19 protein-coding genes are annotated in these 13,370 nt (G+C 61.2%); 12 read left to right on the forward strand and 7 right to left on the reverse strand.

Annotated elements, in window-relative coordinates; all coding sequences use genetic code 11:
• The first annotated feature begins 88 nt into the window (after positions 1-88).
• On the forward strand, positions 89-286 hold the full coding sequence (locus ACSQ2Z_RS17280; RefSeq protein ID WP_436082322.1) for a hypothetical protein: 198 nt from the start codon (positions 89-91) through the stop codon (positions 284-286).
• A 102-nt stretch (positions 287-388) separates the two neighbouring features.
• Here ACSQ2Z_RS17280 and ACSQ2Z_RS17285 read toward each other — a convergent pair whose 3' ends face one another.
• Positions 389-727: an antibiotic biosynthesis monooxygenase family protein gene (locus ACSQ2Z_RS17285; RefSeq protein ID WP_436082323.1), complete on the reverse strand. Its 339-nt coding sequence runs from the start codon at positions 725-727 to the stop codon at positions 389-391.
• A 338-nt stretch (positions 728-1,065) separates the two neighbouring features.
• Between ACSQ2Z_RS17285 and ACSQ2Z_RS17290 the strand changes: the two genes are divergently transcribed.
• Positions 1,066-1,203, forward strand: coding sequence for a hypothetical protein (locus ACSQ2Z_RS17290; RefSeq protein ID WP_436082324.1), 138 nt, complete (start codon positions 1,066-1,068; stop codon positions 1,201-1,203).
• Between the two features lie 193 nt (positions 1,204-1,396).
• On the opposite strand, the gene ACSQ2Z_RS17295 is transcribed toward ACSQ2Z_RS17290, so the two are convergent.
• Positions 1,397-2,359, reverse strand: a complete 963-nt coding sequence (locus ACSQ2Z_RS17295; RefSeq protein ID WP_436082325.1) for a glycine--tRNA ligase subunit alpha — start codon at positions 2,357-2,359, stop codon at positions 1,397-1,399.
• Positions 2,360-2,524: 165 nt separating this feature from the next.
• Between ACSQ2Z_RS17295 and ACSQ2Z_RS17300 the strand changes: the two genes are divergently transcribed.
• Both ACSQ2Z_RS17300 and ACSQ2Z_RS17305 read left to right on the forward strand, forming a co-directional pair.
• Complete coding sequence (locus ACSQ2Z_RS17300; RefSeq protein ID WP_436082326.1) at positions 2,525-2,815, forward strand: hypothetical protein; 291 nt, start codon at positions 2,525-2,527, stop codon at positions 2,813-2,815.
• Complete coding sequence (locus ACSQ2Z_RS17305; RefSeq protein ID WP_436082327.1) at positions 2,805-3,119, forward strand: type II toxin-antitoxin system RelE/ParE family toxin; 315 nt, start codon at positions 2,805-2,807, stop codon at positions 3,117-3,119. Before ACSQ2Z_RS17300 ends, ACSQ2Z_RS17305 begins: the two co-directional genes overlap by 11 nt.
• 40 nt (positions 3,120-3,159) lie before the next feature.
• Here the strand turns inward: ACSQ2Z_RS17305 and ACSQ2Z_RS17310 are convergent, their stop codons facing one another.
• The 4 genes from ACSQ2Z_RS17310 to ACSQ2Z_RS17325 form a co-directional block, all read right to left on the reverse strand.
• Positions 3,160-3,351: a hypothetical protein gene (locus ACSQ2Z_RS17310; RefSeq protein WP_436082328.1), complete on the reverse strand. Its 192-nt coding sequence runs from the start codon at positions 3,349-3,351 to the stop codon at positions 3,160-3,162.
• Positions 3,352-3,373: 22 nt separating this feature from the next.
• A complete protein-coding gene (locus ACSQ2Z_RS17315) occupies positions 3,374-4,240 on the reverse strand; it encodes a S49 family peptidase (protein ID WP_436082329.1) in 867 nt (288 codons plus the stop codon).
• A gap of 81 nt (positions 4,241-4,321) precedes the next feature.
• Entirely contained in the window at positions 4,322-5,092 is a 771-nt protein-coding gene (locus tag ACSQ2Z_RS17320; protein ID WP_436082330.1) for a tRNA1(Val) (adenine(37)-N6)-methyltransferase, read from the reverse strand.
• Between the two features lie 220 nt (positions 5,093-5,312).
• The gene (locus ACSQ2Z_RS17325; protein WP_436082331.1) at positions 5,313-5,534 is read right to left on the reverse strand and encodes a DUF2007 domain-containing protein; all 222 of its coding nucleotides are present in this window, start codon (positions 5,532-5,534) and stop codon (positions 5,313-5,315) included.
• A 109-nt stretch (positions 5,535-5,643) separates the two neighbouring features.
• Here ACSQ2Z_RS17325 and ACSQ2Z_RS17330 point away from each other — a divergent pair, with 109 nt between their 5' ends.
• The 7 genes from ACSQ2Z_RS17330 to ACSQ2Z_RS17360 all read left to right on the forward strand — a co-directional run bounded on the left by ACSQ2Z_RS17330 (position 5,644) and on the right by ACSQ2Z_RS17360 (position 11,328).
• Positions 5,644-6,660, forward strand: a complete 1,017-nt coding sequence (locus ACSQ2Z_RS17330; protein WP_436082332.1) for a polyprenyl synthetase family protein — start codon at positions 5,644-5,646, stop codon at positions 6,658-6,660.
• A 41-nt stretch (positions 6,661-6,701) separates the two neighbouring features.
• A complete protein-coding gene (locus ACSQ2Z_RS17335; RefSeq protein WP_436082333.1) occupies positions 6,702-6,905 on the forward strand; it encodes a hypothetical protein in 204 nt (67 codons plus the stop codon).
• A 13-nt stretch (positions 6,906-6,918) separates the two neighbouring features.
• Positions 6,919-8,739: a tetratricopeptide repeat protein gene (locus ACSQ2Z_RS17340; protein WP_436082334.1), complete on the forward strand. Its 1,821-nt coding sequence runs from the start codon at positions 6,919-6,921 to the stop codon at positions 8,737-8,739.
• 12 nt (positions 8,740-8,751) lie between these two features.
• Positions 8,752-9,675 (forward strand): 4-(cytidine 5'-diphospho)-2-C-methyl-D-erythritol kinase, encoded by a 924-nt coding sequence (locus ACSQ2Z_RS17345; protein WP_436082335.1) that lies wholly within the window; start codon positions 8,752-8,754, stop codon positions 9,673-9,675.
• Positions 9,662-10,204 carry a molybdenum cofactor biosynthesis protein B gene (moaB, locus tag ACSQ2Z_RS17350; RefSeq protein WP_436082336.1) on the forward strand — a complete coding sequence of 181 codons (543 nt, stop codon included), beginning with the start codon at positions 9,662-9,664 and terminating at the stop codon, positions 10,202-10,204. Before ACSQ2Z_RS17345 ends, moaB begins: the two co-directional genes overlap by 14 nt.
• Before the next feature lie 367 nt (positions 10,205-10,571).
• On the forward strand, positions 10,572-10,916 hold the full coding sequence (locus ACSQ2Z_RS17355; protein WP_436082337.1) for an ArsR/SmtB family transcription factor: 345 nt from the start codon (positions 10,572-10,574) through the stop codon (positions 10,914-10,916).
• On the forward strand, positions 10,909-11,328 hold the full coding sequence (locus ACSQ2Z_RS17360; RefSeq protein WP_436082338.1) for an SRPBCC family protein: 420 nt from the start codon (positions 10,909-10,911) through the stop codon (positions 11,326-11,328). The genes ACSQ2Z_RS17355 and ACSQ2Z_RS17360 overlap by 8 nt, the downstream gene beginning before the upstream one ends.
• A 22-nt stretch (positions 11,329-11,350) precedes the next feature.
• Here ACSQ2Z_RS17360 and ACSQ2Z_RS17365 read toward each other — a convergent pair whose 3' ends face one another.
• Positions 11,351-11,887: a glycosyl transferase gene (locus ACSQ2Z_RS17365; protein WP_436083115.1), complete on the reverse strand. Its 537-nt coding sequence runs from the start codon at positions 11,885-11,887 to the stop codon at positions 11,351-11,353.
• Between the two features lie 239 nt (positions 11,888-12,126).
• On the opposite strand from ACSQ2Z_RS17365, the gene ACSQ2Z_RS17370 reads away from it, so the two are divergent.
• Complete coding sequence (locus ACSQ2Z_RS17370) at positions 12,127-13,284, forward strand: PA0069 family radical SAM protein (RefSeq protein WP_436082339.1); 1,158 nt, start codon at positions 12,127-12,129, stop codon at positions 13,282-13,284.
• Positions 13,285-13,370: the final 86 nt, after the last annotated feature.

Genomic DNA, 13,370 nt, shown 5'->3' on the forward strand with positions numbered 1-13,370 from the left:
TCCCTGTTCCTCCGGGAACCGCGCCGCGGCACCGTTTGATCGATAGTAGGCGCATCAGATCAACGCCAAACCCGAAAAGAACGGCACCATGAAAACGCTCGCAACCTTCATCAACGTCATCGCCTTCTCGGCCTTGTTCGTCGCCTATGCGAGCGTCACGCCAGTTGAAAAGCCGACCGGCGTCCGCCGCGCCCTGCAGACCTATTCCGGCCAGCTTTCGACCGGCGCCTATCCGACCCTGAAGCCGGTGTGGAAGATCGGCGTCGATGCCAGCGATCTGGTCTGAACGCTCTGCACGCACCAAACACCGACCGATAAAGGACGGGCCGCAAATCGCAATCGGAGCGATTTTGACGGCCGGCTTACGTGCAGACGCACTCGCCGACGATCAAATGTCCAGGCTGCGATAAAGCCCCATATCGGCCTTGATGCCGAGACCGGCCATCGCCTGCTGGCGATCGATGCCTTCCTGGTGATCGAACGCGGCAAGGGCGGAAACGATGTTCTCGATCACCTCCGGTCCACTGAACTCGATCGTGGTCACGAAATTGAACACGCCGGGGCCGGACTGCTGCTCGAGGATCTGGTCCGCGACGAAACCCTCCTGCTTGCGCAGGACCGCATGCGTTCTGGCGATCAGATCCAGAAAGTCGTCGCGGCTTTCTAAGGGTACCGAGAATTTGTTGATGCGATAAAGCGGCGCTTGGTCGGATTGCTGGATGCTCATCTGCGTCTCCATTGGCTCGCGGCCACACATCGCGGCCCGACGCCGGAATGCCTACGACCTCAAGCAAAGTTGAGGTCAAGAGCGCGACCGTCAATTTTCTGAAAAAAGGCACACGCGGTTCATCGGCGAATCGACTACCACAGCGTGCGCAACAGATGAGCCGGCGAACAATCTAGTTATAACTCGCGATTGCAGGCCGCCGGGTAAGGCGTATCCTTAACCGATATTTTGCGCATACACGGCCAATTGTGGCCCCGGCAAGGATGGCCGCCGAAAACCTTACGGCGCAACGCAGGGCAAAAGCGTCGCCAAAGTCTTAATGAAGTGCGACATGAACCATGACCATTATCTCCATGATCACCCTCTCGGCACTGGTTCTCATCGGCCTGAGCCACATGGCAGCCAGCCGGGCGCAGAAACTGGACCAACGGCAGAAGAGCCTCGTGCCGGTGCACATCCATAAGGGCAGGCGCTGAGTACACCCAAGGCTGCCGTCAGCCTCCGATCCTTGGCGTAGACCGCCGAGGCCACCCGGCCTCGATCGGCTACTGCATAATTCCTTAAATCGGAATCGATTTAAGGATAAGATTATGCAGCAGTTTCAAAGCTCTACAGCGTCCTTTGCGCGTCAGGTTTGACGCGCGGCGCTGTAGGCGTTGAAGCTGCCAATCAAGCGGCCGTTTCCGCGAGGTTCACGCCGCCTGCATCCGTCAACAGAAACGCCTCGCCGCAGGCTTTGGACAGCGTGCGCACCCGCAGGATATAGCTCTGGCGCTCGGTCACCGAGATCACGCCGCGTGCGTCGAGCAGGTTGAAGACGTGGCTGGCCTTGATGCACTGGTCGTAGGCCGGGAAAACGCATTTGTGCAGCGTCGCGTTCGAGCCGGCATCAGGCGCGCCCGCAGCCAGGAGAGCCAGACATTCCTTTTCCGCGTCGATGAAATGCTGCTGCAACATGGCGGTGTTGGCATATTCGAAATTGTGGCGCGAATATTCCTGCTCAGCCTGCAGGAAGACGTCACCATAGCTGATCTTCTCGTCGCCTTCGCGGCCGTTGAAATTGAGATCGTAGACGTTGTCGACGCCCTGCACATACATGGCAAGGCGCTCGAGGCCGTAGGTGAGTTCGCCCGAGACCGGCGAGCATTCGATGCCGCAGACCTGCTGGAAATAGGTGAATTGCGAGACTTCCATGCCGTCGCACCAGCATTCCCAGCCCAGCCCCCAGGCGCCGAGCGTCGGGCTTTCCCAGTCGTCCTCGACGAAGCGGATGTCGTGCAGCAGCGGGTCGAGCCCGATTGCCGCGAGCGAGCCGAGATAGAGTTCCTGCAGGTTCGACGGGTTGGGCTTCAGGATCACTTGATACTGGTAATAATGCTGTAGGCGGTTCGGGTTTTCGCCGTAGCGTCCGTCGGTCGGGCGGCGCGACGGCTGCACGTAGGCCGCCCGCCAGGGCTTCGGCCCAAGCGCCCGCAGCGTCGTTGCCGGGTGAAAGGTACCGGCGCCGACTTCCATGTCGTAGGGCTGCAGAACCGCGCAACCCTTGTCTGCCCAGTAATTGTGCAGCGTCAGGATCAGCGCCTGAAAGGAGCGCTTGGGGTTCATATGGTCCGGCAGGGCGGCGGTCGTCATGGCGTCAGTCCAGGTTGAAATGTGCTGGCTGTCTGGTGCCATGCCGGGTCGGAGGGGTCAAGGGGCGTGGTGGGTGGCGCGGGGCGGATCAGCGCTCTCCTCGCCTGTTCCGTTGCAGCAGGTTTGCCGCCTGTGATAGGCTTGCATTGAAACGAGGATCTGCGCATGACCGTCAAAATCTCCATCGAACTGGATGAGAGCCACCGTGAGTTCGCCGAAAAGATGGTGAAGGACGGCGTATATCCGTCGATTTCCAGCGTCGTTCAGGCCGGCATCGAGCAGATGATGCTGAATGACGAGGTTCCCGCGGATGCCTTGGCCGGAATGGCGGACGAAATCCGGCGGCGGATGGAACTGCCTAAGGACCAGTGGATTCCCCTAGAGGGTGACAGGATGTTTGAGGAGGTTCGCGCTCTTATCCGCCAAAAAAAGGCTGAAAAGCAGAATGGCGTATAAGGTTATCCGCCATCCACTCGTCAAAAGCGATCTTTTCAAGATAACCATTTTCATCGGTGACTATGCCGGATACGACATTGCCGAAGAAAAAGTTGACGAGATCGAAGGCAGTCTTCTCTCCTTAACCGACTTTCCGCGTATCGGCACCATCCGCAACGAAATCTATCCGGGACTTCGCGTCATTCCCGCCTCGGGTAAGGCCGTCATCTGCTTTACGGTCGACGATGAAAGAAAAGTAGTGGACGTCATCTGCATCACCTACGGCGGAGCAGACTGGCAGGCACGCATACTTGAACGTCGCTGAGACCGCCGTTCAAGTCGCGGCTGCTAGCTTCATCGCGCAATTACGCCTCCGGCTTCTTCAGCCTGTATTCCCCCGTCACCGGGTCCTTGACCAGCGTGCCTTGGGTGCCGGTTTCTTTCCGGCGGCGGACGTCCTGCTGGTTGCGGGCGAGCTTTTCGGCGTCGGCAACGAACTTGCGGTAGCCGATCCAGGCGATGGCTGCAAACAGCAGCAGAAGGATGATTTGCGGCATTCGCTTCTCCCTCCTCAGGTGATCAAAGGCCGAAGCGAGCCCATAATGCTCTTTCTTCGGCCACCTCCGCAAGACCGGAAATGGCAGAAGCCGCGACGTGCTCGGCTATTCCGCCCGCAACAGACGCTCCGGGCAGCCGCCTGCCGAACAGGCCGCGCGACGCGGAGACGAGCTGCAACTGGGTTTTCTCGCCGAAACGCTTCTTCAACTCGCCGCGCATGTCGCCAAGACTATCGACAAGGCCGAGTTCCTGGCCGCGCTTGCCCGTCCAGAACAGGCCGGAGAAGATATCCGGCGTATCGGCAAGCAGATGGCCGCGCCGCGCTTTGACCATGCTGATGAAGATGTCGTGGATTTCGAGCTGCAGGCCCTTCAGATACTCGATGTCCTGTTCCTTTTCCGGCTGGAAGGGATCGAGCATCGCCTTGTTGGTGCCGGCCGTGTAGACGCGCCGCTCGACCCCGATCTTCTTCAGAAGCTCCGGAAAACCGAAGCCGCCGGAGACGACGCCGATGGACCCGACAATCGAGGTCGGGTCGGCGATGATCTCGTCGCCGGCCAGCGCGATCATATAGCCGCCGGACGCCGCGACGTCCTCGACGAAGATGATGACGCGCTTCTTCTTCTCTTCGGCGAGATCGCGGATGCGCTGGTAGATCAGCCGCGACTGGACAGGCGATCCTCCAGGAGAGTTGATCGAGATGGCGACCGCCGGCGTGTCGGTCATCGAAAAGGCCTTGTCAAGCACCGGAGCAACCGAGGCAAGGTTGAGCAGCGGGCGAAACTGGCTGCCACCAGCCATGATCACACCGTGCAGCCGGACGACCGGGATCGTCATACCCTCCTGGCGAAAACGCCTCGGCAACAGCTTCCTGAAAAATCCGGCCATCTCAATTCCCTGCATCATTCTCTGGTTGCGTGATGGCATGTATGCATTGACAGGCCAAACGCAATGGCGCCGCTACGAAAATCATCGCCGCCGGCGATAGGCGGCGCGGCCGTTGTTCAGATCATCCACGAATGCGGAGAATTTGTGGGTATCCTCCTCGTGCATGATCAGCGGTGCCCGCAGCGTCAACCGGGCGCGGCTCTGCTTGATGGCGGTCACGAGGATGCGCACCGCGTTTTCGCCCGTTCGCGGATGCAGGGCGGTGATCTCGATGCCGCCGAACCGGCGGCCGCAGGCGGAAATGATCGTAGCGATCGATTCCGGCCGGGCGATCAGCGACAGTTGCCCGCCGGGTTTCATGATCGCGCCCGCGGTGCGGACCCACATGTCGAGCAGACCATCGATCATTGCATGCGCCTCGGCCTTCAGGGCGTCGGGGGTCTTGCGGTCGGATGCATCGTTGAAGGGAGGGTTCATGATGACGTGGTCGAAATAATCGTCGGCGAGGCCGGCAGCGACCCGCGCCCGGCCGGTGAGCGCGACATCGGCTTCAAGCACGGACACGCGGGAACTGAACCGCTCGTTCTCTACGAGCGCAAGGCTCTTGCGGGCGAAATCGGCCATCAGCGGCGAGCGTTCGACCAGCAGCACCTCGGCATTTTCCAGTCGCGAGGCAACGGCCATGCCGGCAGCGCCCGCGCCTGCGCCGAGGTCGGCAACCCGGCACGGCTTGTCCGAGGCAACCAGCGAGGCGAGCAGCATCGCGTCCATGCCGGACCGGTGCCCCTGCCCCAGCGGCTGGATCACGCGGAATTTGCCGCGATGGAAAGAATCAATGGTTTCGTTGCTCATGCCGGAAGGCCCCTGGCACATCCGCATTTGTGGTTGACACCCCCCCCTCTGTCCCTCCGGGATATCTCCCCAACAAGGGGGAAGATCGCCACAACCGCGGCCAGCACACCCAACTCCAACTCCAGATCGGCGAGGGAAAAGAACCATCTCCCTCCTTCTGGGGGAGATGTCAGCAACGCTGACAGAGGGGGGTTACTGGGCGAGAGGAGCATTATAGGACTCAATCCCGCAATTCCGCGGCCAACCCCGCATCGATGAGGATCTGCCGAGCCTCGTCGGCCTCCTCGTCGGCCACCAGAAAACGGCGGGGCAGAAGGCCGAGCGAGCCTTCGAGGATACTCATGCCCTGGTCGGCGATGAAACAGCCGATGCCTGCTTCTTTCATCAGGCTTTCGGCGAAAGACAGGACGACGGCGTCGTTGGTGCGGATCAATTCCTTCATTCCGGGTCGTTTTCCTGCCTTATTTGAACAAGCGGGACAATTCGCCTCTTGCCGCCACAAGTCCCCCTTTCTATTGTCCGAACTGGAATTTGAACAGGAGTCCCTTGCGTTGGGCGTAGTGATACCGCTGGAAGACAGCAAAAACAAACAGGCATCTGTGAAGCCGCTCGTCGACTTGACGAAGGCGGACATGGAACGCGTCAACCAGTTGATCCTGTCCAAGGCCGGTTCCGACGTCCAGATGATCCCGGAAGTGGCTAACCACCTGATTTCATCGGGCGGCAAGCGCCTGCGGCCGATGCTGACACTCGCTTCCGCCTCGATGTTCGGCTTTAACGGCGATGCGCATGTAAAGCTCGCAACCAGCGTCGAGTTCATGCACACCGCCACCCTGCTGCATGACGATGTCGTCGATGAAAGCGATCTCAGACGCGGAAAATCGACGGCGCGGATGATCTGGGGCAACCAGGCGAGCGTTCTCGTCGGCGACTTCCTGCTCGGCCAGGCTTTCCGCATGATGGTCGATGTCGGCTCGCTGGAGGCGCTCGACGTGCTTTCGACGGCTGCTTCGGTGATCGCCGAGGGCGAGGTGCTGCAGCTTTCCGTCGCCAAGAACATGGAGACGACCGAAGACGACTATCTCTCGGTCATTCGCGCCAAGACGGCGGCACTGTTTGCTGCTGCCGCCGAGGTCGGCCCGATCGTCGCCAAGACCGACAAGGCGAGCCGCAACGCGCTGAAATCCTACGGCATGAATCTCGGCCTCGCCTTCCAGCTGGTCGATGACGTGCTCGACTATGGCGGCAAGGCCGCCGATCTCGGCAAGAATGTCGGCGACGATTTCCGCGAGGGCAAGATCACGCTGCCGGTCATTCTCTCCTATCGCCGCGGCACCTCTGACGAACGCAGCTTCTGGCGCGAGGCGATCGAGGGCGGCAAGAGCGACGACCAGAACCTGGAAAAAGCGCTTGGCCTGATCACCCGTTACGGCGGCTTGAGCGATACGATCGCCCGGGCGCAGCACTACGGCACCATCGCCCGCGATGCGCTGGCGCCCCTGCCGCAGTCCCCGTGGAAAGCGGCGCTTCTCGAGGTGATCGATTTCTGCATCGAGCGGGTGAGCTGATCCGGCGATCGCCGCTGCGGCGGAGGCCTTGGAGGAAATTCTTGCCGCACCGCGCCAAAAAAGCCATTCTGTACGTCCATGATGGCATCGTTGCCGCGTCGCCAAAGGCGGTGAAACTGGGGCGGCATGTCGAATTGCGTTTTGCTCCGCGTTCAAACCGATTCCGGTTTAAGCGGTTATGCGCTAATGATTTAGAACTGATTCCGCGCGAATCCGGCGCCGGCGCCAAGGGGCGCCGCCCGTAACGAAAGGCCTGTCATGCGGCAAACACACCTTCTTCGCCTGCTCAGCGGCGCAGCGTTCCTGGCCCTGGCGTCGTTTTCCGGCGCTTCCCAGAGCTTTGCCGAGGAAACGGCTGCCGTGGAGGAAAGCAAGCCCTTCGACGTGGATTCGGTCAACAGCTTCTCCGGCTCCTTCCTCGCCGCCCGGACCGCCGATGTCGATCACGATCTCGATACTGCGACCAAGCTCTACCGGACGGCGCTCGAATTCGAGCCGGATAATGTCGAGGTCAAGCAGCGCTTGATGATCACGCTCCTGATGAACGGTGACTTCGATGAAGGTGTGAAGATCGCCGAAGATTTGAAGTCCGACAGTTCCGTCGAGCGCATCACGACGATCGCCCGCGCGGTCGAAGCGATCCGCAAGCGCGAGTACCGCCATGCGCAGAAGATCCTCAACTATGACGGCCCGAACGATCTCGACCGGCTGATGAACGGCCTGCTGCTCGGCTGGTCCAAGGCCGGCGAAGGCAAGCCGAAGGACGCGATCGCCGCGATCAGCGCCATGGACGGCCCCGAGTGGTTCAAGATCTTCAAGTCCTATCATGCAGGTGCCATCGCGCTTGCCGCCGGCGACAAGTCCACGGCGCGTTCGAAGCTGAACGATGCCGTTCTTGACCGCGAAGGCGGCAGTGCAGCTCCGGATACCTTCATGCGCGCCGTCATCGCGCTGGCGAAACTCGAAGCGCGCGACGGCAACAAGCGCAAGGCGCTCGACGCCATTTCGGTCGGCGAGGGTTTCATCAGCAACTATGCGCCGCTGAAGGCGCTGCGCAAGAATATCGAAGATGGCAAGCCGCAGGAGCAGCAGGTGCGTAGTGCGGCCCAGGGTGCGGCTGCGGTGCTCTTCTCGATCGGTGCAGCCCTTAACCGCGACGGCGCGGAAGACATCGTTTCGCTCTATCTGCAAACAGCCCGGGCGCTCGATCCGGAAAGCGCCGATATCCTCCTCATGCTCGGCGGCATTGCCGAAAACCTGAAGAAGCCGGAACGGGCAATCGCGCTCTACAGGAGCGTGCCGGAAAATTCGCCGATGCGGCGGATTTCCGAGATGCAACTCGGCTTGAGCCTCGCCTCGATCGGCAAGGTGGACGAAGCCAAGAAGCACCTGAAGGCGCTGATCGAGCTCGATCCGAAAGACGTGCGCAGCTATATCGCCTATGGCAGCGTGTTGTCCGACGCCAAGGATTACAAGGAGATGGGCCTGGTTTACGACCGCGCCGTCGAGGCGATCGGGCCGGTGCCGCAGCGCGGCGACTGGACGATCTTCTTCCAGCGCGGTATCGCCTACGAGCGCCAGAAAATCTGGGACAAGGCCGAACCGAGCTTCAAGAAGGCGCTTGAGCTCAACCCTGACCAGCCGCAGGTTCTGAACTACCTCGGCTATTCCTGGGTCGATATGAACATCAACCTCGATGAAGGTCTCGGCATGATCCGCAAGGCGGTCGATCTGAAGCCGGATGACGGCTACATCGTCGATTCGCTCGGCTGGGCCTATTACCGGATGAACCGCTTCGATGATGCCGTCGTCGAACTCGAGCGTGCAGCCGAACTGATGGCCGGCGATGCGACGATCAACGATCATCTCGGCGATGCCTACTGGCGCGTCGGGCGCAAGCTCGAAGCCGTGTTCCAGTGGAACCAGGCGCTGGCGCTGAAGCCGGAAGGGGCAGAGATCCCGAAGATCAAGGCGAAGATCGAAAACGGCCTGCCGCCGGTCGAGGCCAAGGTTCCGGCAGCTGCCGAAACCCAGCCCGAGAAGGTGACGCCGGACGCGGCATCGGGCAAAAAATCCTGATCCTGCCTGCCCATGGCACGTGAAAATGGCATTCCAGGTTTCGCGCTGACGCGGCTTGCGCCGGCGAAGGTTAATCTCGCGCTGCATGTCGTCGGCCAGCGGCCTGATGGCTATCATCTGCTCGAAAGCCTCGTGACATTCGCCGATGCGGGAGACCGCGTCGGCTTCTCCCATGCGACGGACGATCGCTTCACCGTCTCGGGCCGATTTTCCACCGACCTGCCGCTGACGGGTGAAGGCGCGTCCGGCAATCTGGTGCTCCGGGCACGGGACCTCTTGCGGGCGCATCTGGTCGAAAGAGATATCGCGGCGGGGCCGGTTCATCTCCATCTCGAAAAAAACCTGCCGGTCGCCTCCGGCATCGGTGGCGGCTCGGCGGATGCCGCAGCGGCGCTTCTCGGATTGCAGGAGCTGTGGGGCGCTTCTGCGGATCGCGGCAGCTTGCAGGAAATGGCGCTGAAACTGGGCGCGGACGTACCGATGTGCCTGGCGGGCCGGCCGGTCATCGCAAGCGGCATCGGTGAAAAACTTGAGCCGATACCGTTGCCATGCTTTCCCATGCTTCTCGTCAACCCGCTCGTTGCCCTATCGACACCGTTGATTTTCCGGATGTTGACGAACAAGGCCAATGCAACGCTTGATATTCCCCGTGGTGCCGTCGCTGCGAGCGGCTGGATCGAAGCTTTGAAATGCACGCGCAACGACCTTGAGCCACCTGCCCGACTGCTGGAGCCGGCGATCACCGCGGTGTCAGATGCACTTCTTAGCGCCGGCGCTGCATTCGTCCGCATGTCCGGCTCCGGCGCCACCTGCTTCGGGCTGTTTGCGACGACTGCCGAAAGAGACGCCGCTGCCGCCGTCCTTTCAACGCAGAACCCGAACTGGTACATTCTTGCCTGCAACAGCGTCAGTGGAGTGGATCATGGCCGGCATTGACGAGACGAGGCCCTTCGTTCCCCTCGGCATCGCCGTGCTGACGGTTTCCGATACCCGCACGCTCGCCGACGACCGCTCGGGCGATACGCTCGCGGCCCGCATCATCGATGGCGGTCACCGGCTGGAAGCGCGCGCCATCGTGCCTGACGACAAGGCGCGGATTGCCGCTCAGGTCGAAGCATGGACACTGGACGACACGATCGATGTCGTGATCACCACGGGTGGCACGGGCTTTACCGGCCGCGACGTCACGCCGGAGGCGCTAGAGCCGCTATTCGAGAAGCGCATGGATGGCTTTTCCGCCGTCTTCCACCGCATCTCCTACGAGAAGATCGGCACGTCGACGATCCAGTCTCGCGCAACCGGCGGCGTCGCCAATGCCACCTTCATCTTCGTGCTGCCGGGATCGCCCGGCGCCTGTCGCGACGCGTGGGACGGCATTCTGAAACAGCAACTCGACTACCGGCACATGCCCTGCAATTTCGTCGAGATCATGCCCAGGCTCGGCGAACATTTGAAGCGCAGCTGAGACGCCTCTCCCTTCGCCCGCTGCTCTCCCTGTTCCATCCGGAACAGCGCCTGCGCGCGCCCTGCTATAGAACTCTCCTCATCGTTAACACGGGGTGAGGAAACCGCACATCGCACCGAGACGCAACGACCGATCCACTCCTGCTGCGCAAAAGCTGCAGACCGGAATACTGCGGGAAGTATATGACGGCGCGGCTTCGGCCGCTCGGCAAGGCCTTTTCAGCCATTCATTTTCATCAAGTCCGGGCAGGCCTGAAAGGGCCTGCTCTTTTTGCTGTTTCCAGGGTCAGGAACCAAAAGACAAATGTCTTCGTACATCATTCATCCATATAGTTGACTGATGACCTGCTGCATGATAATTCATCCATATGGTTGAACGATCCGACTCCGACCAGCTAACCCTGATCCTCAAGGCCGCAGGCGATGTCACGCGCCGCGCGATACTGACGCACCTCGCGCAGGAAGGCCCCGCGCGCGTGACGGATATTGCCGCCCGTTTCGATATGAGCCTGAACGCCGTGTCAAAGCACATCATGGTCTTGGAAAGAGCCGGGCTGGTCTGCCGCCGCACCCAGTGGCGCGAACACCTGATCGAAGTGCAGATGGCGCCGCTGGCCGAGATCGACCAGTGGTTTTCGGGGCTGCGGTCGATCTGGGACCTCCGCCTCGAAACCCTTGGAACACTGTTGACAAAGGAGCCGGACAATGACTGACCTTAGCCTCACCTGCCGCCGCACCATCAAAGCCAGCCCCGAGCAGGTGTATAATGCCTGGCTCGATCCCGCGATGATGACCCGTTTCATGTCGCCGCGCCCGGACATGCATGTCGCCGAGGCCCGCTCGGATGCCCGCGAGGGAGGGCGGTTCTTCGTGCTGATGGTGGGTGACAAGGAATATCCGCATGAAGGTACCTACAAGGAACTGACCCCGTTCTCGCGGATCGTCTTTACCTGGGAGGCGCCCTGGTCAGCCCCTGATACGCAGGTCGAACTGGTGCTGAACCCGATCGCGGACGGCACGGAAGTGGTGCTGACCCACGTCAGGTTCATGTCCGAGGAAAGCCGCGACAACCACGAGAAGGGATGGAATGGCATTCTGGGCAAGCTCGACGCGCTGCTGTCGTGAAGGCGGCGCTGCTGTCTTGCCTCTAGCAGTCGTCCGCGCCGGGACGATTGCCGATCGCGACCCAGGCAGGCACGAGTTCGCTGCCGAGGCGGCGCACCGCCCGGCCGGTCGCGAAATCGCTGAGCCGCATGCCCGATTTTGCGATCGCCGTCGCCTGCTGCCGCGACAAGAGGAAACCAAGTTCGAGCGGCGCCAGGCGGGTCACGACGCGTTTCAGGAACGGCCGGCGATGCAGCCGCGAGGGTGAAAAACGCGCCGGTGTCTTGCTAAGGGACATATATTCCGCCAAGTCATCAATCCAGCGGCCTGCCGGTCTTGCACCCGCCTCCAGCAGCAACAACCAGTCGCCTCGCGCGGAGCGAACAATGTCCTTCATATCCCAGCTCGTGCAGAAACGCGCACCGGCGGCATCGGCGACACGGCTCGAACCGTCCCGGGAGCCGTGATCGAGGATGATCACGTCGCTCACCAGGCCTTCAACGGCACCTGCGACCAGCGCCGACAGCGTCTGCGCCAGTTCGGCTTCGTTGTTGCGGGTTTCCATGATGATCGTCAGCATCGCCGTCCATACCGCATCGCACTGGCAATTTCCATAAACCCTTCGTTTTCCGCCGATTAACTTTTCATTCATGATGAATCCGCGCGCGAACGAAGGTGGAATTGGCTGTCCGCCTCAGCCCCGCCACGCGCTCACGACGCCGTTTCCACAATTTTGTTCTTGTCTTGTTCTCTTTTTTGGGCTAGGAAAATAATCAGAGGATAATGGATCGTCCGCAAGGGCAGTCCCCGGAGAACCCCATGAACGAGCTGTCTCAGATCAGGCAGGGCGCCCTTGCGCCCGGCAACACGGCAGATATGGCCGAGGCGATGATTGCCGGTTCCGGGCTGCGGATCGAGATCGACCGCAGGCGTGGCCGCGGTGCCGCCCTCAATACGTCAGGACGTTTTGAACCGACCTCCCGCGTGCTTGAGGATGACGGCTGGGACTCTCTGGAGGATCTGCCGGCTTTCAAGACCGATGTTCAGGTCGAAAAGCCGCGCGCGATCATCAGCCGCAACGATTCTCCCGACCTGCCTTTTGATCGCTCGGTCAATCCCTATCGGGGCTGCGAGCATGGGTGCATCTATTGCTTCGCGCGGCCGACCCACGCCTATATGGGCCTGTCGCCGGGGCTCGATTTCGAGACCAAGCTCTTTGCCAAGCCGGATGCGGCAAAGCTGCTTGAGCGAGAACTGGCAAAGCCGGGCTACAAGGTGCGTCCGATCGCGATCGGCACCAACACCGATCCCTACCAGCCGATCGAGAAGGAATGGCGGATCATGCGCCAGGTCCTCGAAGTGCTGAAGGCCTGCGACCATCCGGTGATGATCGTCACCAAATCGGCGATGGTCATGCGCGATATCGATCTTCTCGCACCGATGGCCGAGAAGGGCCTGGCAAAGGTCGGCCTATCCGTAACGACGCTCGACCGCAAGCTCGCCCGCCTGATGGAACCGCGCACGTCGACGCCGGCAAAGCGACTGGACGCGATCAAGGCGCTATCGGAGGCCGGTATTCCCTCTACGGTGATGATGGCGCCGGTCATTCCGGCCCTCAACGACCACGAGATCGAACGGGTGCTGGATTCCGGCAAGGCCGCCGGCGCCACGCATGCAAGCTACGTGCTCCTGCGCCTGCCGCTCGAAGTCAGCCCATTGTTTCGCGACTGGCTGCTGCGCCACTATCCGGACCGCTACCGCCATGTCATGTCGCTGGTGCGCTCGATGCGCGGCGGCAAGGACTACGACGCCGAGTTCGGCAAGCGCATGAAGGGTGCCGGACCCTATGCCTGGCAAATCGGCCGGCGCTTTGAACTGGCAGCCAAGCGGCTGGAACTCAACGTGGCAAAGCGCCCGCTGAACTGCGACCTGTTCGTTCCGCCACTTGGCACCGGCGTTCAACTGTCGCTGCTCTGATGATGTCTTGATGTTTTGTCCGGGCGTCTCCCGGATATCGAAATACCGATCCTGTTTCCGCCCCGAGGCACGATCGGTCCATCCTC

The sequence above is a fragment of the Pararhizobium sp. LjRoot235 genome, assembly GCF_964254145.1.
Classification (GTDB): domain Bacteria; phylum Pseudomonadota; class Alphaproteobacteria; order Rhizobiales; family Rhizobiaceae; genus Pararhizobium.

Bases quoted from the DNA above. Each gene is read 5' to 3' on its own strand.
- ACSQ2Z_RS17280 (WP_436082322.1), top strand. From the start codon at position 89: ATGAAAACGCTCGCAACCTTCATCAACGTCATCGCCTTCTCGGCCTTG.
- ACSQ2Z_RS17285 (WP_436082323.1), bottom strand. From the start codon at position 727: ATGAGCATCCAGCAATCCGACCAAGCGCCGCTTTATCGCATCAACAAA.
- ACSQ2Z_RS17290 (WP_436082324.1), top strand. From the start codon at position 1,066: ATGACCATTATCTCCATGATCACCCTCTCGGCACTGGTTCTCATCGGC.
- ACSQ2Z_RS17295 (WP_436082325.1), bottom strand. From the start codon at position 2,359: ATGACGACCGCCGCCCTGCCGGACCATATGAACCCCAAGCGCTCCTTT.
- ACSQ2Z_RS17300 (WP_436082326.1), top strand. From the start codon at position 2,525: ATGACCGTCAAAATCTCCATCGAACTGGATGAGAGCCACCGTGAGTTC.
- ACSQ2Z_RS17305 (WP_436082327.1), top strand. From the start codon at position 2,805: ATGGCGTATAAGGTTATCCGCCATCCACTCGTCAAAAGCGATCTTTTC.
- ACSQ2Z_RS17310 (WP_436082328.1), bottom strand. From the start codon at position 3,351: ATGCCGCAAATCATCCTTCTGCTGCTGTTTGCAGCCATCGCCTGGATC.
- ACSQ2Z_RS17315 (WP_436082329.1), bottom strand. From the start codon at position 4,240: ATGGCCGGATTTTTCAGGAAGCTGTTGCCGAGGCGTTTTCGCCAGGAG.
- ACSQ2Z_RS17320 (WP_436082330.1), bottom strand. From the start codon at position 5,092: ATGAGCAACGAAACCATTGATTCTTTCCATCGCGGCAAATTCCGCGTG.
- ACSQ2Z_RS17325 (WP_436082331.1), bottom strand. From the start codon at position 5,534: ATGAAGGAATTGATCCGCACCAACGACGCCGTCGTCCTGTCTTTCGCC.
- ACSQ2Z_RS17340 (WP_436082334.1), top strand. From the start codon at position 6,919: ATGCGGCAAACACACCTTCTTCGCCTGCTCAGCGGCGCAGCGTTCCTG.
- ACSQ2Z_RS17345 (WP_436082335.1), top strand. From the start codon at position 8,752: ATGGCACGTGAAAATGGCATTCCAGGTTTCGCGCTGACGCGGCTTGCG.
- moaB (WP_436082336.1), top strand. From the start codon at position 9,662: ATGGCCGGCATTGACGAGACGAGGCCCTTCGTTCCCCTCGGCATCGCC.
- ACSQ2Z_RS17355 (WP_436082337.1), top strand. From the start codon at position 10,572: ATGGTTGAACGATCCGACTCCGACCAGCTAACCCTGATCCTCAAGGCC.
- ACSQ2Z_RS17360 (WP_436082338.1), top strand. From the start codon at position 10,909: ATGACTGACCTTAGCCTCACCTGCCGCCGCACCATCAAAGCCAGCCCC.
- ACSQ2Z_RS17365 (WP_436083115.1), bottom strand. From the start codon at position 11,887: ATGCTGACGATCATCATGGAAACCCGCAACAACGAAGCCGAACTGGCG.
- ACSQ2Z_RS17370 (WP_436082339.1), top strand. From the start codon at position 12,127: ATGAACGAGCTGTCTCAGATCAGGCAGGGCGCCCTTGCGCCCGGCAAC.